The organism is Burkholderia sp. 10_S31, assembly GCF_056930375.1.
Genome location: NZ_JBXOWK010000003.1, coordinates 3,113,380 through 3,138,422 on the forward strand (window position 1 = coordinate 3,113,380; position 25,043 = coordinate 3,138,422).

Sequence of the window (25,043 nt, forward strand, 5' to 3'; positions counted from 1 at the left end):
TCAGTTCAGCGTCGTGCCGTTCGGCGCGCCTGCTGCACCGGCCTGCTGCTGCTGAAGCTGCGCGAGACGTTGCTCGTACAGCGCCTGGAAGTTGATTTCCGCCAGGTGGATCGGCGGGAAGCCCGCGCGCGTGATCGCGTCGGCGATGTTCGAGCGCAGGTACGGGAACAGGATCGTCGGGCAAGCGATGCCGACGAGCGGGTCGAGCTGTTCGTCGGGAATGTTGCGAATGTCGAAAATGCCGGCCTGCTTCGCTTCGATCAGGAACGCGACCTTGTCCTTCACCTTCGCGGTGACGGTACCCGACACGACGACTTCGAACACGCTTTCCGCCAGGCGCTCGGCCTTCACGTCGACTTCGACTTCAACCGACGGCATGTCCTGCTCGAGGAAGATCGCCGGCGAATTCGGCTGCTCGAGCGACATATCCTTCAGGTAGACGCGCTGGATGTTGAAGAACGGTTGGTTTTCGACGTCGGACATGGTGTTTCCCTAATAGTGGTGACGGGGCGGCCCGGCTTCACGCCGGCCGCCGCGGTTGAATCCTGCGCGCCCAAGCCGCGGCGCGGCCGGCGGCCATTCTGCCCTAATCAGGCCGCTTGCAGAAGCGGCAAGAGCCCGCCTTCACGGTCGAGCTTCGACAGATCGTCGTAACCGCCGACATGCGTGTCGCCGATATAGATCTGCGGCACCGTGCGACGGCCCGTGCGCGACATCATTTCCTCGCGGCGCGTCGGATCGCGATCGATCAGCACCTTTTCGATCTGCTCGACGCCGCGCAGCTTCAGCAGGCGCTCGGCCTGGATGCAATACGGACACACCTGCGTGCTGTACATCAAAACCTTGCTCACTTCGCCACTCCTTGTTTGACGACCGGCATCCCGGCCTGCTGCCAGGCGGCGACGCCGCCCTCCAGCACGTGTACCTCGGCATAGCCCGCGGCCTCGACCTCGCGCGCCGCCTTCTGCGACTGCTGGCCGTTCTGGCAGACGAGCAGCACGGGGGTGCTCTTGTTTTTCGCGACCTGCGCAATTTTCGCGCCGATCTCGCCGGCGGCGACCTGGCGTGCCGACGGCAGGTGGCCGGCAGCGAAGTCGGACGCGGCACGCACGTCGATCACGACCGCGTTGCGGCGATTGATGAGCTGCGTCGCCTCTGCGGCCGACAGGCCGCCACGGCCGCGGCGCAGGGCCGGCCATGCGAGCAGGCCGCCGGAAACCAGCAGGATCGCGATAAGGGCCAGATTCGTGTAATTGGTAAAGAACGTCACGGAATGTCGCCGGAAAAAGAGAAATCGGAAAAGGACAATCTTGCCATTATAAAATAACCGTCTTGCGCGATGGCGGACCCGGACCGGGTACCGCGCGACGCGCCCCGCTTCCTTCACTACCGACCGCAAGATCCATGTACAAACTCGTTCTCATCCGCCACGGCGAATCGACGTGGAACAAGGAAAACCGCTTCACCGGCTGGGTCGACGTCGACCTGACCGAACAGGGTCGCAACGAAGCCTACCAGGCCGGCGAATTGCTCAAGGAGGCCGGCTACACGTTCGACATCGCGTATACGTCGGTGCTCAAGCGCGCGATCCGCACGCTGTGGCACGTGCAGGACAAGATGGACCTGATGTACCTGCCGGTCGTCCACTCGTGGCGCCTGAACGAGCGCCACTACGGCGCACTGTCGGGCCTGAACAAGGCGGAAACGGCCGCGAAGTTCGGCGACGACCAGGTGCTCGTGTGGCGCCGCAGCTACGACACGCCGCCGCCCGCGCTCGAACCGACCGACGAACGCGCGCCGTTCAACGATCCGCGCTACGCGAAGGTGCCGCACGAGCAACTGCCGCTCACCGAGTGCCTGAAGGACACGGTCGCGCGCGTGCTGCCGCTGTGGAACGAATCGATCGCGCCGGCCGTCCGTGCGGGCAAGCAGGTGCTGATCGCCGCGCACGGCAACTCGCTGCGCGCGCTGATCAAGTACCTCGACGGCATCTCGGACAGCGACATCGTCGGCCTGAACATCCCGAACGGCGTGCCGCTCGTGTATGAACTCGACGAGAACCTGAAGCCGATCACGCACTACTACCTGGGCGACCAGGACGCGATCGCGAAGGCGCAGGCCGCCGTCGCGAAGCAGGGCAAGGCGGGCTGACACCCCGCCACGCCGGGCAGGCCGCGCCGTGTGCGGCCTGCCCGGCCCGCCATGGCGCGCGGCGCGAACCTTCGCGGCCCCGGTGCTGTCGAACCCGCTTTCGAATCCGCAGCGCGTCCGGCGGCACCCCGCCTGGGCCCGGGACCTCGGCGCCGTTTCGCACCGTTCCACTGGGTAATCGGACGAACAGTTATACTTGTCCGCTACATCCCCGCTACCGCCACGCGCTTCCCGACCGCACCAGACTCTCTATGCGAATGAAATTGAAGAACATCGGCCTGATTGCCGCGGGCCTCGCCACGGGCGTATTCGCCACGCTGCAGATTTCGGCGTCGGCCGAGCAGACCGCCACGGCGCCGCTTCCCCTCGACCAGCTCCGCCTGTTCGCGGAAGTGTTCGGCCAGATCAAGCGCGAGTATGTCGAGCCGGTCGACGACAAGAAGCTGCTGACGGCGGCGATCAAGGGCATGGTGTCGAGCCTCGACCCGCATTCGTCGTTCCTGGACAAGACCGATTATGACGAGCTGCAGGAGCAGACCAAGGGTCGCTTCGCGGGCCTCGGCATCGAGATTTCGCAGGAAGACGGCCTCGTCAAGGTGATCTCGCCGATCGAAGATACCCCCGCGTTCCGCGCCGGCATCCGTCCGGGCGACCTGATCACGCGCATCAACGACAAGCCGGTGCGCGGCATGACGCTCGACAAGGCCGTCAAGCAGATGCGCGGCGAGCCGGGCACCAAGGTCACGCTGACGATCTTCCGCAAGAGCGACGACCGCACGTTCCCGGTCACGGTTACGCGCGCGATCATCAAGGTCCAGAGCGTGAAGATGAAGATGCTCGACCCGGGTTACGCGTACATCCGGATCACGAGCTTCCAGGAGCGCACGACACCCGATCTCGCCGCGAAGCTGCAGGACATCGCACGTCAGCAGCCGAACCTGAAGGGCCTGATCGTCGACCTGCGCAACAACGGTGGCGGCCTGCTGCAGAGCGCGGTCGGCGTTGCCGGCGCGTTCCTGCCGCCCGACTCCGTCGTCGTGTCGACCAACGGCCAGATCCCGGATTCGAAGCAGGTCTACCGCGACACCTACGACAACTACCGTCTGCCGTCCTTCGACGGCGATCCGCTGAAGAACCTGCCGCCGGTCTTCAAGACCGTGCCGATGATCGTGCTGACGAACGCATACTCGGCGTCCGCGTCGGAAATCGTCGCCGGCGCCCTGCAGGATTCGAAGCGCGCGCTGATCATGGGCAAGACGACGTTCGGCAAGGGCTCGGTGCAGACGGTTCGTCCGATGACGGCCGACACCGCGCTGCGCCTGACGACCGCCTACTACTACACGCCGAGCGGCCGTTCGATCCAGAACAAGGGCATCACGCCAGACGTGCCGGTCGACCAGTACGCGGACGGCGATCCGGACGACGTGCTCGTGACGCGAGAGGTCGACTACACGAATCACCTCGCGAACACGCAGGATCCGAACGAGAAGAAGGAACAGGAAGAGCGCGAGCAGCGCCGCATGGACCAGCTGCGCGTTCTCGAAGAGCAGAACGACAAGAAGACGCCGGAGCAACGCCAGAAGGACCGCGATCGCAAGCCGATCGAGTTCGGCAGCGCCGACGACTTCATGATGCAGCAGGCGCTCAACAAGCTCGAAGGCAAGCCGGTGCAGCAATCGAAGTCGCTGCTCGCCGAGAGCACGGCGAAGAGCCCTGCCGGCAAGGCCGCGTCCGCCGTGAAGGCGTCGGGCGCGAAGGCGGCCGCACCGAAGCCCGCGTCGGCACCGCAATAAGCGCCGGCCGGCATCCGACGGGCCATCGCGGGAAGACCGCGATGGCCCGTTTTTCATGCGCGCCTAAAATAACGCTACGTCCGCCGCCTCGCCCACGACTTCCCCATGAACGACGATCAACTCCTTCGCTACTCCCGCCACATCCTCGTCGATGAAATCGGCATCGAGGCGCAGCAGCGCTTCCTCGACGCGCACGCGATCGTCGTCGGCGCCGGCGGCCTCGGCTCGCCGGCCGCGATGTATCTCGCGGCGTCCGGCGTCGGCACGATCACGCTGGTCGATGCCGATACGGTCGACCTCACGAACCTGCAGCGGCAGATCCTGCATGTGACGGCCTCGGTCGGCCGCAACAAGGTCGAATCGGGGCGCGATACGCTCGCGCAACTGAACCCGGAAGTGACCGTGCATGCGATCGCGGCGCGCGTCGACGATGCGTGGCTCGACGAGCACGTGCCGCAGGCGAGCGTCGTGCTCGACTGCACCGACAACTTCGCGACGCGCCACGCGATCAACCGCGCATGCGTCGCGCACGGCGTGCCGCTCGTGTCGGGTGCCGCGCTGCGCTTCGACGGCCAGATCAGCACGTTCGACTTCCGCGACCCGGCCGCGCCCTGCTACGCATGCGTGTTCCCGGAAGACCAGCCGTTCGAGGAAGTCGCGTGCGCGACGATGGGCGTATTCGCGCCGACGGTCGGCATCATCGGCGCGATGCAGGCCGCCGAAGCGCTGCGCGTGATCGGTGCGATCGGCACGACGCTCAACGGCCGGCTGATGATGCTCGACTCGCTGCGGATGGAATGGACGACGATGAAGATCGCGCGCCAGGCCGACTGCCCGGTGTGCCAGGGCCGGCACTGACGCGCGCTGGATGCATGCGCCGAACGGCGCATGCATGACGTTTCGCTATGTTTTTCTACGTTTTCGGCGCTCGCGACGATTCCGCGGCGCAACCCGCGCCGCCTAGGCGGCCGCGTCCGCGCGCGGTTCGGCGACCGACAGGCGCTTGAGCGCCGCCTGCACTTCCTCCGGCTCGAACGCGGCCAGCACGTCGGCCGTCGGCTTCTCGAGCGCCTTCAGGTGCGCACGCAGGATCTCCTGCTTCACGACCAGCAACTGGCTCGGGTGCATCGAGAACTCGGTGAGCCCCATCCCGAGCAACAGCCGCGTGAGCGCCGGATCGCCCGCCATCTCCCCGCACACCGATACCGACACGCCCGCACGCTTCGCTTCGCGCAGCGTATAGGCGATCAGATGCAGCACCGCCGGATGCAGCGGGTCGTACAGGTGCGCGACCGCGTTGTCGGCGCGGTCGATCGCGAGCGTGTACTGGATCAGGTCGTTCGTGCCGATCGACAGGAAGTCGAAGCGCTTCAGGAACAGCGGCAGCGCGATCGCCGCGGCCGGGATCTCGATCATCGCACCGATGCGTACGTTCGGATCGTACGCGAGCCCCGCATCGTCGAGCTGGCGCTTCGCCTCGCGAATCAGGTCGAGCGTCTGGTCGATCTCCTGCGCGTGCGCGAGCATCGGGATCAGGATCTTCACCTGCCCGAACGCGGATGCGCGCAGGATCGCGCGCAGCTGCGTCAGGAACATCTGCGGTTCGGACAGGCTCCAGCGGATCGCGCGCAGGCCGAGCGCCGGGTTCGGCGCCGTTTCATAGCCTTCGTCGAGCGCCTCGAGCGGCTTGTCCGCGCCGACGTCGATCGTGCGAATCGTCACCGGCATGCCCTTCATCCACTCGACCGCGCGCTTGTACGCGGCGAACTGCTCCTCCTCTTCCGGCATCTCCTTCTGATGCATGAACAGGAACTCGGAGCGGAACAGCCCGACGCCGACCGCGCCGGCCTCGACCGCCGCTTTCGCGTCGTCGGGCAGCTCGATGTTCGCGTACAGCTCGATCTTGGTGCCGCACAGGGTTTGCGTCGGCGAAAATTTCAGGCGCTGCAGCTTGCGCTGTTCGAGCAGCTTCTCGGACTGGCGGTACGAATATTCCTCGAGCACGATCGGCGCCGGATCGACGATCACGATCCCCTGGTCGCCGTCGACGATGATCAGGTCGTTCTGGCGGATCAGCGCGCTCGCATGCTGGACGCCGACCGCGGCCGGAATGCCGAGGCTGCGCGCGACGATCGCCGTGTGCGACGTGCGGCCGCCGAGATCGGTGACGAACGCCTGGAACGACTGCGACTTGAACTGCATCATGTCGGCCGGCGCGATGTCGTGCGCGACGACGATCATCTCGTTCGTGCCGTTCGCGGCCGCGCGATCGAGCGCCTGCGAGGCGGACGGCGCACCGGCAAGCGCCTTCAGCACGCGCTCGACCACCTGTTCGATGTCGGCCTTGCGCTCGCGCAGGTATTCGTCCTCGATGTCGTCGAAGTGGCGCGTGAGCAGCTCGAGCTGCTCGGTCAGCGCCCATTCGACGTTGTAGCGGCGCGTGCGGATCAGGTCGATGGTTTCCTGCACGAGCATCTCGTCGTTCAGGATCATCGCGTGGACGTCGATGAATGCACCGACCTCGCTCGGGGTATCGGCGGTCAGGTCGGCGCGCAGCGCCTCGAGTTCGCGACCCACGACCTCGCGCGCCGTGCTGAAACGCTCGACCTCGGCATCGATCTGGTTTGCCTCGACCAGGTAATGGGCGACGTCGAGCGCCGCCGGCGCGATCAGATACGCTCGCCCGATCGCGATACCACGTGAGACGGGAATACCATGCAGCGTGAAGGACACGCGCACCTCCTCTGTACATGTAAAGCCGCGGCACACTGCTGCGATGCGCTTATGACCCCGGTTAGTGATTATAAATTCCGCACCTCCGTGCTGACTGCGTGCAGCGCAGCATTGCACGTTCTGCATCAATGCTGCAGGCGAAAAAAATGCCGCGGAATCCGCGGCATTCTGACTGGAAACGGCAATGATCCTGTGCGCAGTGCGCGGATCACTGACCTTCGCCGAACTTGTCAGCGATCAGCTTGAGCAACGCGTCCATCGCTTCGCGCTCGTCGGGACCTTCGGTCTCGATCGTCACCGTGCTGCCAATGCCCGCCGCGAGCATCATCACACCCATGATGCTTTTCGCGTTGATCTTGCGCCCGTTGCGCGTCATCCACACTTCCGACTGGAAGTTGCCCGCCAGCTGCGTAAGCTTGGCCGATGCGCGTGCATGGAGCCCCAATTTGTTGACGATAGTGGTTTCTTGTAGAAGCATGATTCTCGGTCGGGTCGGTCGCGGCTGTCGACGACGGGCGTCGGCGGGTCGGTCTAAAACGGAAAACGGGACGGTCAGTGCGATTCGGTGCGCGGTTGCGGCTCGGGCGGAATCGGCGCGCATTGGCCGCAGCCGACTTCGGTAGGCGGCGGCGGCGTACCGGCCGCCACTTCGTGGACGCCCTTCGCGCCGCCGGACAGCGCCTTGTCGACGAGCTTGTCGAGCGGCACGGTACGGTAGCAGACGGCCCGCACCAGCATCGGCAGGTTCACGCCCGCCAGCACGCGCACGTTGTCGAGCTTCGCGAGCTGGCCCGCGATGTTCGCGGGCGTCGCGCCGTACATGTCGGTCAGCACGACGACGCCGTTCTCTTCCCTGAGCCGTGCGAGTTCCGCATGCGCGAACGCCATCACCTGGGTCGGATCGCTGTCCGCCATCACGTCGATACAGCCGATGCGCGCGGGCACGCCGCCATAGATGTGCGCGATGCAGTCCCGCAGCGCGGTGGCGAGCGGGGCGTGCGCGATGATCAGGATCCCGGCCATGTCAGATCGCTCCCGGCCGCCCTTGGCGGGCCGACACCCCGCGGCGGGGCAATGAGCGTAGCGAGTGTGGGAAACGTTCCATGTTCAGCCTTGCAACAGTTTCGGCCCGACCGCCGGGCCTTCGGCGCGCTGGTCGCGGCACCGGGCAAGCGGGCATTGTAGCAGGCCGGTCGAACCGCTCCGGCGACGGGGGACCTGCGCGGCCGCCGCCGGGATTGCGCGCGAAGCGGGCTACGCGGCCGCCCGCTCCAGCGCGTCGATGAACATTGCGGCGACGTCGAAACCCGTCTGCTCCATGATTTCGCGGAAGCATGTCGGGCTCGTCACGTTCACCTCGGTCAGCCAGTCGCCGATCGCGTCGAGCCCGACCAGCAGCAGCCCGCGCGCGGCGAGCACCGGCCCGAGCGTCTCGGCGATCTCGCGATCGCGCGGCGTCAGCGGCTGCGCGACGCCGAGCCCGCCCGCCGCGAGATTGCCGCGCACTTCGCTGCCCTGCGGAATCCGCGCGAGCGAATACGGCACCGGCTCGCCCGCGATCAGCAGAATGCGCTTGTCGCCCGCCTTGATCTCGGGAATGAACTTCTGGATCATCAGCGAGCGCGTGCCGTCATGGCCCAGCATCTCGATGATCGCGCCGAGGTTCATTCCGTCGGCCTTCACGCGGAACACGCCCATCCCGCCCATGCCGTCGAGCGGCTTCACGATCACGTCGCCATGCTCGGCATGGAACGCCCGCAAGCGCGCGGCGTCGCGCGTGACAAGCGTCGGTGCGACGAACTGCGGAAACTCGCCGATCGCCAGCTTCTCCGAGTGATCGCGGATCGACTGCGGCTTGTTGAACACGCGTGCGCCCGCACGCTCGGCAAGCTCGAGCATCCAGGTGGCCGTCACGTACTCCATGTCGAACGGCGGATCCTTGCGCATCAGCACCGCGCCGAACGACGTCAGCCGACGGGATTCGTGCGCGGCCGTCTCGTACCACGGATGACGATGCAGGTCGGCCGTGTCGCCGACGATCGTCACGCGCTGCACGTCCGCCTCGACGCCCGAGCCCGTCCACGCGAGCTGGTGCGGCTGGCACGCGTACACCGCATGCCCGCGCCGCGAGGCCTCCGCCATCATCGCGTAGGTCGAATCCTTGTAGATCTTGAAGCGCTCGAGCGGATCGGCGATAAAGAGAATGTCCATGCGGGTCCTGTACGTAGCGAAGCCGTTACACCTGGATGGCTTCGGGATCGGTCTTTTCCAGTTCGATCGACGACGCGATCAGCGACAGGCGCGCGACGACGCCGTACATGTAGAAACGGTTCGGCGGCGCGGCACCCGGCTTGGCGCCGGCATCCGGCAGCGCGGTGTGCTCGAAGCCGAGCGGCACGTAATGCATGCCGGGCGCGTTCAGGTTCTGGTCGCGCTCGCGGCCGGCGTGCGTGCGGTAGAAGCCGCCAACCACGTAGCGGTCGATCATGTACACGACGGGTTCCGCGACTTCGTCGCCGACGCGCTCGAACGTATAGACGCCTTCCTGCACGATCACGTCGCGCACCGCGAGCCCGGCCTTCGACTCGGCCATCTGCGCGCGCTCGGCCTTCGACATGCGGCCGATCTCGGCCGCGTCGTGCACGGTCATCACGCCGCGCCCGGCGGTGCCCGCATCGGCCTTCACGACGACGTACGGCTTTTCGCTGATCCCGTATTCGCGATACTTGCGCGCGATCTTCTTCAGCACGCCGTCGATCGCGTCGGCGAGCGCCTGCTCGCCTTCATGCGCCTGCCAGTCGACGCCTTCGACGTGCGCGAAATACGGATTCACCATCCACGGATCGACGCCGACCATCTTCGCGAACTTCTTCGCGACGTCGTCGTAGCACGAGAAGTGCGTCGACTTGCGGCGCACGGCCCAGCCCGCATGCAGCGGCGGCAGCAGGTATTGTTCGTGCAGGTTTTCCAGCACGGCGGGAATCCCGGCCGACAGGTCGTTGTTCAGCAGGATCGAGCACGGATCGAAATTCTTCAGGCCAAGGCGGCGCTGCGAACGCTCGAGCGGCTCGAGCACGATCTTCTGGCCGTCGGCCAGCGTGATCGGCGTCATGTCGGTGATGCTCGGATCGAGCGAGCCGAAGCGCACGTTCAGGCCGGCCTGGCGCATAATCGTCGCGAGCCGCGCGACGTTTTCCAGGTAGAACGCGTTGCGGGTCGGCAGCTCGGGAATCACGAGCAGGTTCTTCGCGTCCGGGCAGATCTTCTCGATCGCGGCCATCGCGGCCTGGACGGCGAGCGGCAGCACTTCGGACGGCAGATTATTGAATGCGCCGGGGAACAGGTTCGCGTCGACGGGCGCCAGCTTGAAGCCGGCGTTGCGCAGGTCCACCGAACAATAGAACGGCGGGGTGTGTTCCTGCCATTCGAGCCTGAACCAGCGTTCGATCGCAGGCGTCGCGTCGAGGATCTTCTGCTCGAGCTCGAGCAGCGGACCGTTCAACGCGGTAACGAGGTGGGGAACCATGAATCACTCGCGAGCGGGAGAATGAAGATTGTAGAGCAATTGCCCTGCCCATTTGGGGATTGTTCCCGGCTTCGCAAGGGTTTGGAGGAAGTTTTCGGCTATTGACCCGATAGGTGGAAGGGTTATGCGCTACGGCAGCAGCAGGCAGGAGAAAAAAAGCCCGCCGGGTGGGCGGGCCGAAGTCGCTGCGCTCATTCGTCGCGGGCGCCGTCTGCGCGGCGGCCCGCCGTCATCCGTCAGACTTATTCGACGTGCTCGCCGTGCAGCACCACGTCGAGGCCTTCGCGCTCTTCCTCTTCGGTCACGCGCAGGCCGATCGTCAGGTCGATCAGCTTCAGCAGCACGAAGCTCAACACGCCGCTGTACACCAGCGTGATCAGCACGCCCTTCGCCTGCAGCAGCAGGCTGCCGTCGGCGCCGCCGATGTCCTTGACCGCGAACACGCCGGTCAGCAGTGCGCCGAGAATCCCGCCCACGCCGTGCACGCCGAACGCGTCGAGCGAATCGTCGTAGCCGAGCTTCGACTTGAGCCACGTCGCCGACCAGAAGCACACGACGCCGGCTGCGATGCCGATCACGAGTGCGCCCGTCACGCCGACGAAGCCGGCCGCCGGCGTGATCGCGACGAGACCCGCGACCGCACCCGACACGATGCCGAGCACCGACGGCTTGCCGTGCGAGACCCACTCGGCAAACATCCAGCCGAGCGCCGCGCAGGCGGTTGCGACTTGCGTCGTCAGCATCGCGAAGCCGGCACGGCCGTCGGCCGCGACCGCGGAACCCGCGTTGAAGCCGAACCAGCCAACCCACAGCATCGAGCCGCCGATCATCGTCAGCACGAGGTTGTGCGGCGCCATCGATTCACGGCCGAAACCGACGCGCTTGCCGAGCATCAGGCACGACACGAGGCCCGCGATACCGGCGTTGATGTGCACCACCGTGCCGCCCGCGAAGTCGAGCACGCCGTCCGACGACAGCCAGCCGGTCGGCTCCCACACCATGTGCGCGATCGGCACATAGACGATCAGCGACCAGAGCGTCATGAACACGAGCATCGCCGAGAACTTCATCCGGTCGGCAAATGCGCCGCAGATCAGTGCCGGCGTGATGATCGCGAACGTCATCTGGTAGACGAAGTAGACCGACTCCGGAATCGTCGTCGCCAGGTGGCTGACGGTCAGCGTGGTCGCCTTGTCGCCCTTCACGTAGGTCATCCCGTGCAGGAACGCGCGCGACAGGCCGCCGATGAAGCCGTTGCCCGGCGTGAACGCGAGGCTGTAGCCGACCACCGTCCACAGCACCGTGATCACTGCGGTGATCGCGAAGCTCTGCATCACGGTCGCGAGCACGTTCTTCTTGCGGACCATGCCCGCGTAGAACAGCGCGAGGCCGGGGATCGTCATGAACAGCACGAGCGCGGTGGACGTCAGCATCCACGCGGTGTCGCCTGCACTGATCTTCGACGAATCGACGGAGAACGGCTCGGTCGGCGCGGCGGGTGCGGCCGGCGCGGACGCGGCGGCGGCGGCCGATGCGTCGGCGGCACCCGACGCGGGTGCGGCGGCAGCGGCAGGTGCCGATGCATCCGTGGCGGCGGGTGCCGAAGCGGCCGGAGCGGCGGCTGCCGCTGCATCGGACGCCGTGGCGGCGGGCGCGGACGCAGCCGCGGCGGAAGCCGCGTCGTCGGCGAGCGCGGGGCCGACGCCGGCCGCGATCAGCGAGCCGGCCATCAGCAGGGACATCAGAAGTTTGCGCATCTCGGGTTTCCTCTTGTCGCTTGTCTTTGTCTGTTACAGCGCGTCTGCGCCGGTCTCCCCGGTCCGGATCCGGATCACCTGCTCGATCGGCGTGACGAAGATCTTCCCGTCGCCGATCTTGCCGGTGCGGGCGGCCCGCTCGATCGCCTCGACCGCCTGGTCGACGAGATCGTCGGACACGGCTGCCTCGATCTTCATCTTCGGCAGGAAATCGACCACGTATTCGGCGCCCCGGTACAGCTCGGTGTGCCCCTTCTGGCGCCCGAACCCTTTCACCTCCGTCACCGTGATGCCGGAGACGCCGAGCGCGGAGAGCGCTTCGCGCGTCTCATCGAGCTTGAACGGCTTGATGATTGCGGTAATCAGTTTCATGAAGTCCTCTCGCTGGGTTGTCCCGTCGAATTGGTTGGAATGGTGTGACGGCCTCTTCTCAGCAACTCGCATGCCATGTTCGTGCGAGCGCCGTCTCGAACGGCTCGGAAGCGGGGTCGCGTCCCCTGCTGAAAGGTGCGGAAACCCGGCCGAATGGCCAACGTGGGCGAGGTTTGCTGGCGCGCCGAAAGGATCGTTGCTAGAGTGCACGCACGTCCCGGCTCGCCGGGCCATTCACCCATGCGGGCGCCATGCCCGGAATTCGCGCCGCGGGCGCACCATTTCCGGTCATGCGTGCATCATGGGCACGTATGCAACTGAAGATGCACATTTTTTGTGCAAGGAAGGGAAATCTCATGAAGCAACCCAGCGATGTTTTCAACGACCTGCAGTCGCGCGTCAGCGACCTGCTGAAAAACTCGCCGGCCAAGGATGTCGAGCGCAACGTGAAAGCCATGCTGTCGCAAGGCTTCTCGAAACTCGATCTCGTCACGCGCGAGGAGTTCGACACGCAGGCACAGGTGCTCGCCCGCACCCGCGTGCGTCTCGAGGAACTCGAGAAGCGCGTCGCGGAACTCGAGCAGAAGCTCGCAGCGCCCCAGGCCTGACGCCTCACCCGACCAACGGGTCCGGGCGCGGGCCGCCTCGTGCGGCCCGCGCCCGCCGCCCGGAAGTCCGCTCGTCAACCCGTCGTTCCTCGCAGTCCCCCGCTCTTCGCTGTTCCCCCGCTCTTCGCTGTTCCCTCGCTCTTCGCAGTCCCCCGCTATTTGCAGTTCGTCGTTCCTCGTTCTTTCCCGCGCCACGCCGGCAAGCGCGCACCGATTCCTCCGATTCCCGCGACATGCGGCCCCGAACGGCCGTTGTCCGTCCGATTCATTTACAGGAGCCTCGCCATGTCGCTCGCCGTGGTGCGTAGTCGCGCGCCGGCGGCCGGCCGCGCGCCGGACGTCACCGTCGAAGTCCACCTTGCCAACGGGTTGCCGTCGTTCTCGATCGTCGGCCTGCCCGATCTCGAAGTCCGCGAAAGCCGCGAGCGCGTGCGCGCCGCGCTACAGAACTGCGGATTCGAATTCCCCGTCAGGCGCATCACCGTCAATCTCGCGCCGGCCGACCTGCCGAAGGAGTCGGGCCGCTTCGACCTGCCGATCGCGCTCGGCATCCTCGCCGCGAACGGGCAGATCCCGGCCGACGCGCTGGCCGGCCGCGAATTCGCGGGCGAGCTGTCGCTGACCGGCGCGCTGCGGCCGATGCGCGGCGCGTTCGCGATGGCGTGCGGTGCGGCGCGCGACCGGCGCGCGAGTGAAACCGGGTCGCGCGTCGATTCCGGCGCGCAGCCCGTCGCGATGTCCGGGCCGGCGGCCGCGTCGCGCCCGCCCGAGTTGTACCTGCCGCTCGACAGCGCTGCCGAGGCCGCGCTCGTGCCGGGCGTCGTCGTGTTCGGCGCGCCCGACCTGCCCGCACTGTGTGCGCACCTCGCCGGTGCGCCGGACGCGCGGCTCGCGCCGGTCGCCGCGCCCTGCCTCGATGGCGTACCGGCGCCGGCCGCCCCCGATCTCGCGGACGTCGTCGGCCAGCGCGGCGCCCGGCGTGCGCTCGAAGTGGCCGCCGCGGGCGGGCACCACATGCTGATGATCGGGCCGCCCGGCGCCGGCAAGTCGATGCTGGCCGCGCGGCTGCCGGGCCTCCTGCCGTCGCTGACCGACGACGAGGCGCTGACGTCGGCCGCGCTTCTTTCCGCGAGCCGCATCGGCTTCTCGCCCGCGCAGTGGCGGCGGCGGCCGTTCCGCGCGCCGCACCACTCGTCGAGCGCCGCCGCGCTGGTCGGCGGCCGCAACCCGCCGCAACCGGGGGAGATCACGCTCGCGCACCTCGGCGTGCTGTTTCTCGACGAGCTGCCCGAATTCGACCGGCACGTGCTGGAAATGCTGCGCGAGCCGCTGGAAGTCGGCCGCATCACGATCTCGCGCGCGGCCCAGCAGGCCGACTTTCCTGCCGCGTGCCAGTTGATCGCCGCGATGAACCCATGTCCGTGCGGCTGGCACGGCGATCCGTCCGGGCGCTGCCGCTGCTCGCCGGACGTCGCGACGCGTTACCTGCGCAAGCTGTCCGGGCCGCTGCTCGACCGGATCGACATCCAGGTCGATCTGCCCGCGCTATCGCCGGCCGAACTCGCGTCGCGCGCGACGGCGCCCGGCGAGCCGAGCGCGGCGGTCGCCGCACGGGTCGCGCAGGCGCGTGCGCTGCAGCTCGGCCGGCAGGGCAAAACGAATCACATGCTGAGCGGCCGCGAGACCGACGACCTGTGCCGCCCGACCAACGACGGCGAGCGGCTGCTGCGCGAGGCCGGCGAGCGCTTCGGCTGGTCGGCGCGTGCGTACTTCCGCGTGTTGAAGGTCGCGCGGACGATCGCCGACCTGGCCGGCGACCCGTTGCCGACGGCCGCGCAGATCGCCGAGGCGATCCGCTACCGGCGCGCGCTCACGGCGCTGTGAGCGCCTCTTGAGGACAAAACGGCGCTGTCAAGACTTGACTTATGCACAATTTCGCGAATCCGGCCCCGGATCGCCGCTCGCGACCGCCCTTTCATCGCAAAACTCGTATCTCGTTGTTTTTATTTATCTTTCTCATTGGGCTGGCGATCTATCAAATGCGCCGGAAGGCCGTCCGGCGCGGCTTTGCGGGGGATTCAGTCAACTTTTCAACAAAGTTATCCACATGCGCTGTGGATAGTCGAAAAATCCCCGCAAAATCCGGCGATTAGCGTCGAAAGTTGCGAATGAACTTTCAGTTGTCACAGCGTGTCCGAGCGCCCTCGCCGGCCGGCGTCAATCGAGTTTGAACGAGCCGAAAAACTGGTCGAGCTGTTCCTGCGCGAGCGGCCCGTCGGCGATCACGACGGCCTGATATGCATGCCGGCCGCGCGCCACGAGCCGCGCGACGATCGTCTTGTGCGCGTGGTCGCCGCCGCTGGCCGCGCCCGCGACACGCAGTTCGAGCCCGTTCACCGCGCCGCCGGCCGCGAGCGGCACCGGCACCGAGGCCGTCTGCGGCGCGCCTTCGAGATTGCGCGACAGCCCGGTACGCAGGAACTCGAGCGCGGCGCGGCGCGTGTCGTCGCGGTCGTCGGGCAGTGTCAGCGTGCCGACCGCGAACACCGCGCCGTCGACGTGTGCGGCCTGCATCCGCATCGGCATCGATGCGCCGCCAACCGCCACCGGCTGGTCCTCGACGGTCGGCTTCGCCGGCAGGTCGATCGTGTAGCCGGCGTCGTTGTGCAGCGTACGCCAGTCATATGACGGCGAGCAGGCGGCCAGCGCGGCGCTCACGCACGCGAGCGCGGCGAAGTGTCGCAGTGGGCGAAAAAGGGGGCGCAACGAATCGATGACTTCCTTCGGCATGGCAGTGATGGGGACAGGCAAAGCGCCCATTATCCGCCGAAGCTGACACCCGGGATGTGTGGCGGCCATCGGTGCGTGCCGCGCATTCGCGCTAAAATAAGCGCCGAATTTCGACGTCCTTTGCATCGATCCGCGTCATCGACCGACTCCGAGAGCACCGCAGATGAACACCACGCCTCCCGCCCAGCGCCGCACCGGCCCCGCCCGCTATATCGCGGCGGCCGTCATCGTCGCGGCCATCGCCGTTGCCGGCTTCTTCGCGTTCAACGGCAAGTCCACCGTGCCGGACGCCACGTTCACGCTGCTGTCGGGCCAGAAGGTGTCGACGGCCGGCGACCTGAAGGGCAAGGTCTACCTCGTCAATTTCTGGGCGACGAGCTGCGCGACCTGCATGCAGGAAATGCCGCAGATGGTCGATACCTACAATCGCTTCAAGGGGCAGGGGCTGGAATTCGTCGCGGTCGCGATGAACTACGATCCGCCGATGTACGTCGCGAACTATGCGCAGACGCGCCAGCTGCCGTTCAAGGTCGCGCTCGACGACGGCAGCGTCGCGAAGCAGTTCGGCAACGTGCAGCTCACGCCGACGACCTTCGTCGTCGACAAGGACGGCAAGATCCTGAAGCGCTACGTCGGCGCACCGCAGTTCGCGGAACTCGACGCACTGCTCAAGAAGGCGCTCGACAGCAACGCGGCCTGAGCGCCGCCGACCGCGCCGCACGACAGGACTCGCAGGGCCGCACGCCGCGCCCTGCTCCGCACGACGGACCGCACGACCGGCCAGCCCGGTTCTGCGGTCCGTCTCGTTTTCAGCGCTCGGTTTCGCCTTTCGCCGACAGCCCGTAGCGCTTCATCTTCTCGTACAGCGTCGCCTTGCCGACATGCAGCCGGTCGGCCGTCGCCGCGACCGCGCCGCCCGTCTGGTTCAGCGCCTGGGCGATCACCGCGCGCTCGAACTGCTCGATGCGCTCCTTCAGCGTCTGGTCGCTCTCGGCATCGTCGCCGTTCGCGCCGGCCTCCTGCGGCATGTCGGCAACACCGAGCACGAAGCGGTCGGCCGCGTTGCGCAGCTCGCGCACGTTGCCGGGCCAGTCGCGCTGCATCAGGCTCGCGCGCTGCCGGTCGGTCAGCACGGGGGCCGGCCGCTCGTAGCGCACGGCCGCGTCGAGCATGAAGTGTTCGAACAGCGGCACGATGTCCTCGCGGCGCTCGGCGAGCGGCGGCAGCGCGATCGTCACGACGTTGAGCCGGTACAGCAGGTCGCGCCGGAACGTGCCGGCCGCGACGAGCTCGCTCATGTCGCCCTTCGCGGCCGCGACGACGCGGCAGTTCACGCGGATCGGCTGGTTCGAGCCGAGCCGCTCGAGCACGCCGTCCTGCAGCACCCGCAGCAGCTTCACCTGCAGCGCGAGCGGCATGCTTTCGATTTCGTCGAGGAACAGCGTGCCGCCGGACGCATATTCGAGCTTGCCGACGCGGCGCTTCGCGGCGCCGGTGAACGCGCCGGACTCATAGCCGAACATCTCCGACTCGAACATCGGCTCGGGCAGCGCACCGCAGTTCACCGCGATGAACGGCTTGTCGCGACGCGGCGACAGCTCGTGCAGGCTGCGCGCGATCAGCTCCTTGCCGGCACCCGTGTCGCCGTTGATCAGCACCGACGCGTCGGTGGGCGCGACGTTCGCGATCAGTTTGCGCACCTGCTCGATCGCCGGACTGCGGCCGATGATGCGCGGCGCGACGATGCTCTGCCCGGCCAGCTCGCGCCGCAGCGCGTGATTCTCGAGCACGAGTTCACGCCGCTCGAGCGCGCGGCGCACCGTCTCGATCAGCCGTTCGGCCGCGAACGGCTTTTCGATGAAGTCGTACGCGCCATCGCGCATCGCCTGCACGGCCATCGAGATGTCGCCGTGGCCGGTGACGAGGATCACCGGCACGTCGGGCACGCGCTCGCGGCACTGCGCGAGCAGGTCGAGCCCGCTCGCGCCGGGCAGCCGGATGTCGCTGACGATCACGCCGGCGGTTTCCGCGACGATCGCCTTGTCGGCCGCCTCGGCCGATTCGAACCCGACGACGTCGAACCCCGCGAGCTGGAGGCTCTGCACGCTCGCCCGGCGAACGAGCGCATCGTCTTCGATATAGATCACTTGCAGCCGGTTGGCCATCGTAGTCACTTGCTCCTGACAGGCCGCGCGGCGGCGTGCGCGCGCGGCTCTCGTTGATGCCTGTCGTGCGGCGAACTAGCGCGAGCCCGCCTGCTCGGACACGGAGTCCGGATGATGCGTGTGCGCGCGCCGCAGCGTCAAGACGAACAGCGCGCCGCCGGACGGCGCATTGCGCGCGGTCAGCGCGCCGCCCGCGTCGCTCGCGATCGACGACGAGATCGCAAGGCCGAGCCCGAGCCCGCGCCCCATTTCCTTCGTCGTGAAGAACGGTTCGAACAAACGCGGCAGCAGGTCGGGCGCGATGCCGGGCCCGTTGTCGCGCACCTCGACCGCGAGGGTCGCGACCGACACCGCAATCGTCACGTCGATCGCCGGTGCCGCAACGCTCGCGACCGCATCGAGCGCGTTGCCGAGCAGGTTGATCAGCACCTGTTCGAGGCGCAGATCCTCGCAGCGGGCGACGAGCTCCGGATAATCGCGCGCGAGGTCGAGCGGCGCGTCCTGCGCGGGCGACACGGTCGAATCCTGCAGCGTCAGCGTGAGCGCGACGCCGCGCAGCCGGTCGCCGAGCAGCGACAGCACGCTGCGCAGCGCGCGCACGACGAGCGCCTGTTCGTTGCGCGGCTTCGCGCGGCCGACGAACAGCTTCAGCTGGTTGGTGATCTTGCCCATCCGCTCGGTCAGCGCGGCGATCGCCTCCAGGTTCTCGCGCGCGGCTGCCTGCTCGCCGCGATCGAGCAGCACGCGCGTGTTGTCCGAGAAGCTGCGCAACGCCGCGAGCGGCTGGTTCAGTTCATGCGTGATGCCGGCCGCCATCTGGCCGAGCGCGGCGAGCTTGCTCGCCTGGATCAGTTCGTCGTGCGCGGCGCGCAATTCCTGTTCCGCGCGAATCCGCTCGCCGACTTCCTTCTGCAACTGTTCGTTCGCTTCCGACAGGTCGGCCGTGCGTTCCTCGACGCGCCGGTTCAGCTCCGCGTACGCCTGCTGCAGCAGCGCGCGACCGCGGATCATCTCGCGCACGCGTGCGCGGCGCATGCGCCAGTAGAACGCGAGCAGCGCGACCGACACGAAGCCGAAGCCCGTGACGATCGTCGCGTTGCGCGCGTCGGTGTCGATGGGGGCGATCGGCGCGAGCGTGACGAGGAGCCAGTCGGGCTCGCCGATCCGCCGCTTGCTGGCGAGAAAGCGCGGCGCGCGACGGCCGGGGCCCAGGCGGACGATCTCCGCGTCCGCGCCGAGCACCTGCTCGACGCGCAGCGGCAGCGGCGTGACGGGCTGCTGCGCGTACTGGCGCGTCTCGTAGATCGACGCGGCGACGGGCCCCGTCAACGGATGCAGCGTGTGGTATTTCCATGCGGGCACGGACGACAGGAACACGACGCCGTGATCGTCCGCGACGACGAGCGGTTCGGACGCGTCGGCGCCCTGGAACCATTCGAGATTGAGCTTCACGACGACGACGCCCGCGATCTTGCCATCGCGCCACACCGGCTGCGAGATGTAGTAGCCGGGATCGCGCGAGATCGTGCCGATCCCGAAGAAGCGGCCGACCCGGCCGTTCATCGCGTCGATGAAATACGGGCGGAAGCGGTATTCGATCCCGACGAAGCTGTCGGGCGCGCGCCAGTTGCTGGCGGCGACGCACAGGCCGTCCGCGCCGACCACGTAGGTGACGGTCGCGTGCGCGTGTTCGTTGAGGTCTTCGAGATAGCGGTTCGCACGCCCGGTGAAATCGGCGCGCTTCGGCTCGGCGAGCAGGTCCTGCACGTACGGATGGCTGCCGAGCAGATAAGGCAGCGATTCGTAGCGGTCGAGCGTGCTCTTGAGCGCGTTGGTGGTGCGATCGACGCGCACCGCGGCGTTGCGCTGCAGCTCGGCGACGCCGCGCCGCCACGTGACGGTCCACGTCAGCGCGCATGCCGCCGCAAGCGCGGCGGCAAGCATGACGAGGATGAGCAGGCGGCGCTTCACGGACGTGACTTCCTGACGATGCGGATCGCCTATTGTGTCATAGGGCTCCACATCGTCACCCTGGCCGCGTCGGCCATCGCGCGGCGCGCCGCCTGCGGGCGGTGCCGCCGCCTGCTCGTTCATGGCGTCAGACGCCGGCCGTCTCGGTCGCCTTGACCTCGCCGCCACCCGTCAGCGCCTGGCGCAGCTTGTTGCGGTCGAGCTCCTTCTCCCAGGCCGACACGACCACGGTCGCGACACCGTTACCGACGATGTTGGTCAGCGCACGGCATTCGCTCATGAAGCGGTCGATGCCGAGGATCAGCACCATGCCCGACAGCGGGATCGTCGGCACGACCGCGAGCGTCGCGGCGAGCGTGATGAAGCCCGCGCCCGTGACGCCGCTCGCGCCCTTCGACGTCAGCATCGCGACGGCCAGCAGCGTGAGCTGCTGCATCCACGTCAGTTCGATGTTGGTCGCCTGCGCGATGAACAGCACGGCCATCGTCATGTAGATGTTGGTGCCGTCGAGGTTGAACGAGTATCCGGTCGGCACGACGAGGCCGACGACCGAACGCGAGCAGCCGGCCTTCTCGAGCTTCTCCATCAGCTGCGGCAGCGCGGCTTCCGACGAGCTCGTGCCGAGCACGATCAGCAGTTCTTCCTTGATGTACGACACGAAGCGGATGATCGAGAAGCCCGTGGCGCGCGCGATCGTGCCGAGCACGACCAGCACGAACACGACCGACGTCAGGTAGAACGTGCCGATCAGCTTGAGCAGCGGCACCAGCGAGCCGACGCCGTACTTGCCGATCGTGAACGCCATCGCGCCGAACGCGCCGATCGGTGCCAGCTTCGTGACGATGTGCACGATGCCGAACAGCACGCGCGTGAGGCCGTCGATGAAGTCGGTGACGACCTTGCCGCGCTCGCCGAGGTGCGCGAGCACGCTGCCGAACAGCAGCGCGATCAGCAGGATCTGCAGGATTTCACCCTGCGCGAACGCATCGACCATCGTGTTCGGGATGATGTGCATCAGGAAGTCGACCGTCGACTGCCCGTGCGCCTTCGCCGCGTACGATGCGACGGCCTTGCCGTCGAGCGTCGCCGGATCGATGTTGAAGCCGACACCCGGACGCAGGATGTGCGTGGCCGCGAGGCCGAGCAGCAGCGCGAAGGTCGACACGATCTCGAAGTACAGCAGCGCCTTGCCGCCGACGCGGCCGACCTTCTTCATGTCCTCCATGCCGGCGATGCCGGTGACGACCGTACAGAAGATGATCGGGCCGATCACCATCTTGATCAGCTTGATGAAGCCGTCGCCGAGCGGCTTCATGTCGGTGGCGAGCGCCGGATAGAAGTGGCCGAGGATCACGCCGACGATGATGGCGAAGATCACTTGCACATAGAGCACTTTGTAGAAGGGTTTCTTCTTCACGATGGTTCCTGCTGAAGTAGATGAGCCGATGGAAACGGCGTCACGCGCGCGGACGAATGTCACAGGGGAAGATTCACTCGCCCGCGCGGCTGCCGTGCCGCAACAAGCGATGCCTCAGGACGTCCGGAGGGGATGGAAGGCAGTGGTCATCGATTGTCTCCTTGATTTAATAGTCGGGCCGGGGGATGGCCGTGCCTTTTATATCGCAAGGTCGATGCCAGGTTTCCGGAACCCCTCAAGCCGTTGTTTTCATTGTATTTCTCATCATGCGGCAGGCAAGAAAATCCGGGATTCCGGATTTCCGGAAAATATCCGTCCGGCGATCCGGACGGATGCGCTCATTCATCGGATGAATCAGCGCTGCACGGCGCGACTGGCCAGCACGCCCGTCTGCGCGTAGAACTCCTGCTGCGCGAACGCGTCGCGCTCGCGCCGCGCGCGCTCGCCGCGGTCCGCTAGCGAGCCGACGACGATCCCGACGAACGCGAGCGGCACCGACACGAGCGCCGGGTTGTCGAGGAACACCGGCGCGTGCGCGTGGTGCAGCACGTCGACCCACACCGACTTCGACAGCACCGTGAGCACCACCGCCGACATGAGGCCGAGACCGCCGCCGAGCACCGCGCCGCGCGTCGTCATCCCGCCCCAGAAGATCGACATCGCGAGCACCGGGAAATTGGCGCTCGCGGCCACCGCCGCGACGAGCCCGACCATGAACGCGACGTTCACGTGCTCGAACAGGATCGACAGCGCAATCGCGATTCCCGACAACCCGATCGTCGCCGCGCGCGAGATGCGCATTTCCAGCCGCTCGTCGGGCTTGCCGCGCGCCCACATCTGCGCATACAGGTCGTGCGAGATCGTGGTCGCGCCGGCGAGCGTCAGCCCGGCGACGACCGCGAGGATCGTCGCGAACGTGACGGCCGCGATGAAGCCGTAGAACCAGTTGCCGCCGACCGCCTGCGCGAGCTTCACCGCGACCATGTTCGAGCCGCCGAGCAGGTCGTGCGTCAGGTTGAAGGTGCCGTTCGCGCCGAGCCGGAAGAATTCCGGATGCTGCGCGAGCAGCACGATCGCCGAGAAGCCGATCACGAAGGTCAGCAAATAGAAGTAGCCGATGAAGCCGGTCGCGTACAGCACCGACTTGCGCGCCTCCTTCGCGTTCGGCACCGTGAAGAAACGCATCAGGATGTGCGGGAAGCCGGCCGTGCCGAACATCAGCGCGATGCCGAGCGACAGCGCGTTGGCCGGATCGCGGATCAGCTTGCCGGGCCCCATGATCGACAGCGCGCCCGGATGCACGGCCACCGCGCGCCGGAACATTGCGTCGACGCTGAAGCCGAATTCGCCGAGCGCGAGCAACGCGAGCAGCGTCGCGCCGCACAGCAGCAGCACGGCCTTGATCACCTGCACCCAGGTCGTCGCGGTCATCCCGCCGAAGAACACGTAGACGACCATCAGCACGCCGACGATCAGCTCGGCCGTGCCGTACGACAGCCCGAACAGCAGCTGGATCAGCTTGCCCGCGCCGACCATCTGCACGACCAGGTACAGCACGACGATGGTCAGCGCGTTCGCCGACGTCAGCAGCCGGATCGGCCGCTGCGCGAAGCGGTACGCCACCACATCGACGAACGTGAACTTGCCGAGGTTGCGCAGCGGCTCGGCGATCAGGAACATCACGAACGGCCAGCCGACCAGGAAGCCGATCGAGTAGATCAGCCCGTCGAAGCCGAACATGAACACCATCCCCGACAGCCCGAGGAACGATGCGGCCGACATGTAGTCGCCCGCGATCGCGAGCCCGTTCTGCAGCCCGGTGATGCCGCCGCCGGCCGTGTAGAAGTCGCGCGTCGAGCGCGTGCGGCGCGCGGCCCAGCGCGTGAGCGCAAGCGTCGCGAACACGAACGCGAAGAACATCGCTATCGCCACCGGGTTCAGCTCGACCTTGTCGGGCATCGGGCCGGCCACGGCGCTCGCGCGCGCGGCGGAAGAAACGAGAACGGCCAGCGCGCCGAGCACGCTCGAAGTGCGTCGCATGTCGGCCTCCGTCACGAACGTTGCAGGATCGCGTCGACGCGGCGGTCGAACGCACGGTTCGCGCGCAGCACGTAGCACGCGGTCAGGCCGATCGCGACCAGGATGATCGCGACGCCCGCGACGATCCCGACCGTGGTCGTCGCGCCGCGGTACAGCGGCGCGGCCAGTACGTGCGGCGCGAGCGCGACGAGCAGGATGAAGCTGTAGTAGGTGGCGATCATCAGCGCCGTCAGCGTGAAGCTGAAGCGGCGCCGCGCACGCACGAGCTGCTGGTAGTCACGGCGCGCCGTGACCGATTCGATGACGGAAAGCTCCATGGTGTCTCCTGTCGACCAGAGTTAGCGCTTTAGCGCTTACTCTGGTCCCATGCTTCGCGGTCGACCGGAGTTGGCGCTTTAGCGCTTACTCCAGTCCCCGCAGGGCGACCAACTCGTCATTGCGAGAGGGTTTTGTGGAATGGTCGGCGCGCGTCGACTCCCCGCCCGCGCCGCGGCGGCAAAAGCGATCTACACGATTCGGTCCGCACGCAGCCGCGCCATTTCCTGCGCCGACAACCCGAGCCAGCCGCCGAGTACGTCGTCCGTATCGGCGCCGAGCACCGGCGGCGCACCGCGCACCGGCAAGCGTGCGCCGTCGAAGCGGTACGGTGGCGCGAGCACGTCGACGCCGCCCGCGACCGGGTGCGGCTGCCGCGTGACGAGCCCCGCGCTCGTCGCACGTTCCGACTTCAGCGCTTCGTGCAGCCCGAGCACTTCGCCGCACGGAATGCCCGCATCGGCGAGCGCCGCGAGCAGCGTCGCGCGCGGCCGGCGGCCGAGTTCGCGGCGGATCTCCGGCAGCAGCTCCGCGCGATTCTCCGAGCGGCCGAGGTTGGTCTTGTAGCGTGCGTCCGCGGCGAGGTCGGGCCGCTCGATCGCGTCGCAAAAGCGCGCGAACTGCGCGTTGTTGCCGACCGTGATCACGAGCGGGCCGTCGGCCGCATCGAACACGCCGTACGGCACGATCGACGGATGCGCGTTGCCGTAGCGCGGCGGATCCTCGCCCATCAGCAGCGCGTCGAGCCCGTAGTACGCGGTGATCATCAGCCCGCAGTCGAACAGCGCCATCTCGATGCGGCGACCGCGCCCCGTCGCATGGCGCTCGTACAACGCGGCGAGGATCGCCTGCGCCGAATACATGCCGGTGAACAGGTCGACCGCCGCGACGCCGAACTTCAGCGGCGGCTGGCCGGCTTCGCCGTTCAGCGCCATCAACCCGGCCTCGCCCTGCACGACGAGGTCGTAGCCGGGCCGCGCGGCCTCCGGGCCCGACCGGTCGTAGCCGGAGATCGCGCAATGCACGAGCCGCGGATTCAGCTCGGCCAGCGCGTCGTAGCCGAGCCCGAGCTTTTCCGCGCCGCCGGACTTGAAGTTGTGGATCAGCACGTCGGCCTGCGCGGCCAGCTCGCGCGCGATGCGCTGCCCGGCTTCCGTCTGCAGGTCGACGCAGATCGACCGCTTGCTGCGGTTCACGCTGTTGAAGTAGGTCGTCTCGGTCTCGCCGATCCGCAGCCCCCAGTCGCGCGTGTCGTCGCCGCGCGCCGGATGCTCGACCTTGATCACGTCCGCGCCGAAATCGGCGAGCACCATCGCGCTCCACGGACCCGCGAGCACGCGCGAGAAATCGAGCACCTTCACGCCGGCCAGCGGCAGCGCGCGCGCTTCGTTCGTCATCCTTGTCT

23 protein-coding genes are annotated in these 25,043 nt (G+C 67.3%); 6 read left to right on the forward strand and 17 right to left on the reverse strand.

The window, feature by feature from the left end:
* From secB to AC1Z3W_RS34695, 3 genes are all read right to left on the reverse strand, one after another.
* Positions 1-483 (reverse strand): protein-export chaperone SecB, encoded by a 483-nt coding sequence (gene secB / locus AC1Z3W_RS34685; RefSeq protein ID WP_014895954.1) that lies wholly within the window; start codon positions 481-483, stop codon positions 1-3.
* A gap of 107 nt (positions 484-590) precedes the next feature.
* A complete protein-coding gene (gene grxC, locus AC1Z3W_RS34690; RefSeq protein WP_057926482.1) occupies positions 591-851 on the reverse strand; it encodes a glutaredoxin 3 in 261 nt (86 codons plus the stop codon).
* Entirely contained in the window at positions 848-1,270 is a 423-nt protein-coding gene (locus AC1Z3W_RS34695; RefSeq protein WP_057926481.1) for a rhodanese-like domain-containing protein, read from the reverse strand. The genes grxC and AC1Z3W_RS34695 overlap by 4 nt, the downstream gene beginning before the upstream one ends.
* A gap of 134 nt (positions 1,271-1,404) precedes the next feature.
* Between AC1Z3W_RS34695 and gpmA the strand changes: the two genes are divergently transcribed.
* The 3 genes from gpmA to AC1Z3W_RS34710 all read left to right on the forward strand — a co-directional run bounded on the left by gpmA (position 1,405) and on the right by AC1Z3W_RS34710 (position 4,802).
* Positions 1,405-2,151: a 2,3-diphosphoglycerate-dependent phosphoglycerate mutase gene (gene gpmA / locus AC1Z3W_RS34700; protein WP_057926480.1), complete on the forward strand. Its 747-nt coding sequence runs from the start codon at positions 1,405-1,407 to the stop codon at positions 2,149-2,151.
* A gap of 251 nt (positions 2,152-2,402) precedes the next feature.
* Entirely contained in the window at positions 2,403-3,944 is a 1,542-nt protein-coding gene (locus AC1Z3W_RS34705; RefSeq protein WP_057926479.1) for a S41 family peptidase, read from the forward strand.
* A 105-nt stretch (positions 3,945-4,049) separates the two neighbouring features.
* Positions 4,050-4,802: a HesA/MoeB/ThiF family protein gene (locus AC1Z3W_RS34710; RefSeq protein WP_057926478.1), complete on the forward strand. Its 753-nt coding sequence runs from the start codon at positions 4,050-4,052 to the stop codon at positions 4,800-4,802.
* Between the two features lie 102 nt (positions 4,803-4,904).
* On the opposite strand, the gene ptsP is transcribed toward AC1Z3W_RS34710, so the two are convergent.
* The 7 genes from ptsP to AC1Z3W_RS34745 form a co-directional block, all read right to left on the reverse strand.
* On the reverse strand, positions 4,905-6,677 hold the full coding sequence (gene ptsP / locus AC1Z3W_RS34715; RefSeq protein WP_057926668.1) for a phosphoenolpyruvate--protein phosphotransferase: 1,773 nt from the start codon (positions 6,675-6,677) through the stop codon (positions 4,905-4,907).
* Between the two features lie 208 nt (positions 6,678-6,885).
* Positions 6,886-7,155, reverse strand: coding sequence for an HPr family phosphocarrier protein (locus tag AC1Z3W_RS34720; protein ID WP_057926477.1), 270 nt, complete (start codon positions 7,153-7,155; stop codon positions 6,886-6,888).
* 74 nt (positions 7,156-7,229) lie between these two features.
* Complete coding sequence (locus tag AC1Z3W_RS34725) at positions 7,230-7,700, reverse strand: PTS sugar transporter subunit IIA (RefSeq protein ID WP_057926476.1); 471 nt, start codon at positions 7,698-7,700, stop codon at positions 7,230-7,232.
* 231 nt (positions 7,701-7,931) lie between these two features.
* Positions 7,932-8,888 (reverse strand): glutathione synthase, encoded by a 957-nt coding sequence (gshB, locus tag AC1Z3W_RS34730; RefSeq protein ID WP_483509412.1) that lies wholly within the window; start codon positions 8,886-8,888, stop codon positions 7,932-7,934.
* Positions 8,889-8,913: 25 nt separating this feature from the next.
* On the reverse strand, positions 8,914-10,203 hold the full coding sequence (gshA, locus tag AC1Z3W_RS34735; protein WP_011353295.1) for a glutamate--cysteine ligase: 1,290 nt from the start codon (positions 10,201-10,203) through the stop codon (positions 8,914-8,916).
* 242 nt (positions 10,204-10,445) lie between these two features.
* Positions 10,446-11,960, reverse strand: a complete 1,515-nt coding sequence (locus AC1Z3W_RS34740; RefSeq protein ID WP_057926474.1) for an ammonium transporter — start codon at positions 11,958-11,960, stop codon at positions 10,446-10,448.
* Between the two features lie 33 nt (positions 11,961-11,993).
* Entirely contained in the window at positions 11,994-12,332 is a 339-nt protein-coding gene (locus AC1Z3W_RS34745; protein WP_006398175.1) for a P-II family nitrogen regulator, read from the reverse strand.
* Between the two features lie 356 nt (positions 12,333-12,688).
* Here AC1Z3W_RS34745 and AC1Z3W_RS34750 point away from each other — a divergent pair, with 356 nt between their 5' ends.
* Both AC1Z3W_RS34750 and AC1Z3W_RS34755 read left to right on the forward strand, forming a co-directional pair.
* Positions 12,689-12,940, forward strand: a complete 252-nt coding sequence (locus AC1Z3W_RS34750; RefSeq protein ID WP_006489451.1) for an accessory factor UbiK family protein — start codon at positions 12,689-12,691, stop codon at positions 12,938-12,940.
* Positions 12,941-13,225: 285 nt separating this feature from the next.
* Positions 13,226-14,824: a YifB family Mg chelatase-like AAA ATPase gene (locus tag AC1Z3W_RS34755; RefSeq protein ID WP_175826153.1), complete on the forward strand. Its 1,599-nt coding sequence runs from the start codon at positions 13,226-13,228 to the stop codon at positions 14,822-14,824.
* 333 nt (positions 14,825-15,157) lie between these two features.
* Here the strand turns inward: AC1Z3W_RS34755 and AC1Z3W_RS34760 are convergent, their stop codons facing one another.
* On the reverse strand, positions 15,158-15,730 hold the full coding sequence (locus AC1Z3W_RS34760; RefSeq protein ID WP_057926472.1) for a hypothetical protein: 573 nt from the start codon (positions 15,728-15,730) through the stop codon (positions 15,158-15,160).
* 163 nt (positions 15,731-15,893) lie between these two features.
* On the opposite strand from AC1Z3W_RS34760, the gene AC1Z3W_RS34765 reads away from it, so the two are divergent.
* Positions 15,894-16,430, forward strand: a complete 537-nt coding sequence (locus AC1Z3W_RS34765; protein ID WP_057926471.1) for a TlpA disulfide reductase family protein — start codon at positions 15,894-15,896, stop codon at positions 16,428-16,430.
* 109 nt (positions 16,431-16,539) lie between these two features.
* On the opposite strand, the gene AC1Z3W_RS34770 is transcribed toward AC1Z3W_RS34765, so the two are convergent.
* From AC1Z3W_RS34770 to AC1Z3W_RS34795, 6 genes are all read right to left on the reverse strand, one after another.
* The gene (locus AC1Z3W_RS34770; RefSeq protein ID WP_124834290.1) at positions 16,540-17,895 is read right to left on the reverse strand and encodes a sigma-54-dependent transcriptional regulator; all 1,356 of its coding nucleotides are present in this window, start codon (positions 17,893-17,895) and stop codon (positions 16,540-16,542) included.
* 75 nt (positions 17,896-17,970) lie between these two features.
* Positions 17,971-19,989, reverse strand: coding sequence for a sensor histidine kinase (locus AC1Z3W_RS34775; RefSeq protein WP_483509413.1), 2,019 nt, complete (start codon positions 19,987-19,989; stop codon positions 17,971-17,973).
* Positions 19,990-19,993: 4 nt separating this feature from the next.
* A complete protein-coding gene (locus AC1Z3W_RS34780; RefSeq protein WP_057926468.1) occupies positions 19,994-21,283 on the reverse strand; it encodes a dicarboxylate/amino acid:cation symporter in 1,290 nt (429 codons plus the stop codon).
* A 354-nt stretch (positions 21,284-21,637) separates the two neighbouring features.
* Complete coding sequence (locus AC1Z3W_RS34785; protein ID WP_483509414.1) at positions 21,638-23,323, reverse strand: cation acetate symporter; 1,686 nt, start codon at positions 23,321-23,323, stop codon at positions 21,638-21,640.
* Between the two features lie 11 nt (positions 23,324-23,334).
* Positions 23,335-23,640 (reverse strand): DUF485 domain-containing protein, encoded by a 306-nt coding sequence (locus AC1Z3W_RS34790; RefSeq protein ID WP_057926467.1) that lies wholly within the window; start codon positions 23,638-23,640, stop codon positions 23,335-23,337.
* A gap of 189 nt (positions 23,641-23,829) precedes the next feature.
* Entirely contained in the window at positions 23,830-25,035 is a 1,206-nt protein-coding gene (locus tag AC1Z3W_RS34795) for a CaiB/BaiF CoA transferase family protein (protein ID WP_483509415.1), read from the reverse strand.
* Positions 25,036-25,043: the final 8 nt, after the last annotated feature.

What these genes read in the sequence shown, in the direction of transcription:
- gpmA (WP_057926480.1), top strand. Translation starts at nt 1,405, where the DNA reads ATGTACAAACTCGTTCTCATCCGCCACGGCGAATCGACGTGGAACAAG.
- AC1Z3W_RS34720 (WP_057926477.1), bottom strand. Translation starts at nt 7,155, where the DNA reads ATGCTTCTACAAGAAACCACTATCGTCAACAAATTGGGGCTCCATGCA.
- AC1Z3W_RS34765 (WP_057926471.1), top strand. Translation starts at nt 15,894, where the DNA reads ATGAACACCACGCCTCCCGCCCAGCGCCGCACCGGCCCCGCCCGCTAT.
- gshA (WP_011353295.1), bottom strand. Translation starts at nt 10,203, where the DNA reads ATGGTTCCCCACCTCGTTACCGCGTTGAACGGTCCGCTGCTCGAGCTC.
- AC1Z3W_RS34745 (WP_006398175.1), bottom strand. Translation starts at nt 12,332, where the DNA reads ATGAAACTGATTACCGCAATCATCAAGCCGTTCAAGCTCGATGAGACG.
- AC1Z3W_RS34705 (WP_057926479.1), top strand. Translation starts at nt 2,403, where the DNA reads ATGCGAATGAAATTGAAGAACATCGGCCTGATTGCCGCGGGCCTCGCC.
- AC1Z3W_RS34710 (WP_057926478.1), top strand. Translation starts at nt 4,050, where the DNA reads ATGAACGACGATCAACTCCTTCGCTACTCCCGCCACATCCTCGTCGAT.
- AC1Z3W_RS34795 (WP_483509415.1), bottom strand. Translation starts at nt 25,035, where the DNA reads ATGACGAACGAAGCGCGCGCGCTGCCGCTGGCCGGCGTGAAGGTGCTC.
- AC1Z3W_RS34790 (WP_057926467.1), bottom strand. Translation starts at nt 23,640, where the DNA reads ATGGAGCTTTCCGTCATCGAATCGGTCACGGCGCGCCGTGACTACCAG.
- secB (WP_014895954.1), bottom strand. Translation starts at nt 483, where the DNA reads ATGTCCGACGTCGAAAACCAACCGTTCTTCAACATCCAGCGCGTCTAC.
- AC1Z3W_RS34770 (WP_124834290.1), bottom strand. Translation starts at nt 17,895, where the DNA reads ATGGCCAACCGGCTGCAAGTGATCTATATCGAAGACGATGCGCTCGTT.
- AC1Z3W_RS34760 (WP_057926472.1), bottom strand. Translation starts at nt 15,730, where the DNA reads ATGCCGAAGGAAGTCATCGATTCGTTGCGCCCCCTTTTTCGCCCACTG.
- AC1Z3W_RS34740 (WP_057926474.1), bottom strand. Translation starts at nt 11,960, where the DNA reads ATGCGCAAACTTCTGATGTCCCTGCTGATGGCCGGCTCGCTGATCGCG.
- AC1Z3W_RS34775 (WP_483509413.1), bottom strand. Translation starts at nt 19,989, where the DNA reads ATGAACGAGCAGGCGGCGGCACCGCCCGCAGGCGGCGCGCCGCGCGAT.
- AC1Z3W_RS34750 (WP_006489451.1), top strand. Translation starts at nt 12,689, where the DNA reads ATGAAGCAACCCAGCGATGTTTTCAACGACCTGCAGTCGCGCGTCAGC.
- AC1Z3W_RS34785 (WP_483509414.1), bottom strand. Translation starts at nt 23,323, where the DNA reads ATGCGACGCACTTCGAGCGTGCTCGGCGCGCTGGCCGTTCTCGTTTCT.
- gshB (WP_483509412.1), bottom strand. Translation starts at nt 8,888, where the DNA reads ATGGACATTCTCTTTATCGCCGATCCGCTCGAGCGCTTCAAGATCTAC.
- AC1Z3W_RS34755 (WP_175826153.1), top strand. Translation starts at nt 13,226, where the DNA reads ATGTCGCTCGCCGTGGTGCGTAGTCGCGCGCCGGCGGCCGGCCGCGCG.
- AC1Z3W_RS34725 (WP_057926476.1), bottom strand. Translation starts at nt 7,700, where the DNA reads ATGGCCGGGATCCTGATCATCGCGCACGCCCCGCTCGCCACCGCGCTG.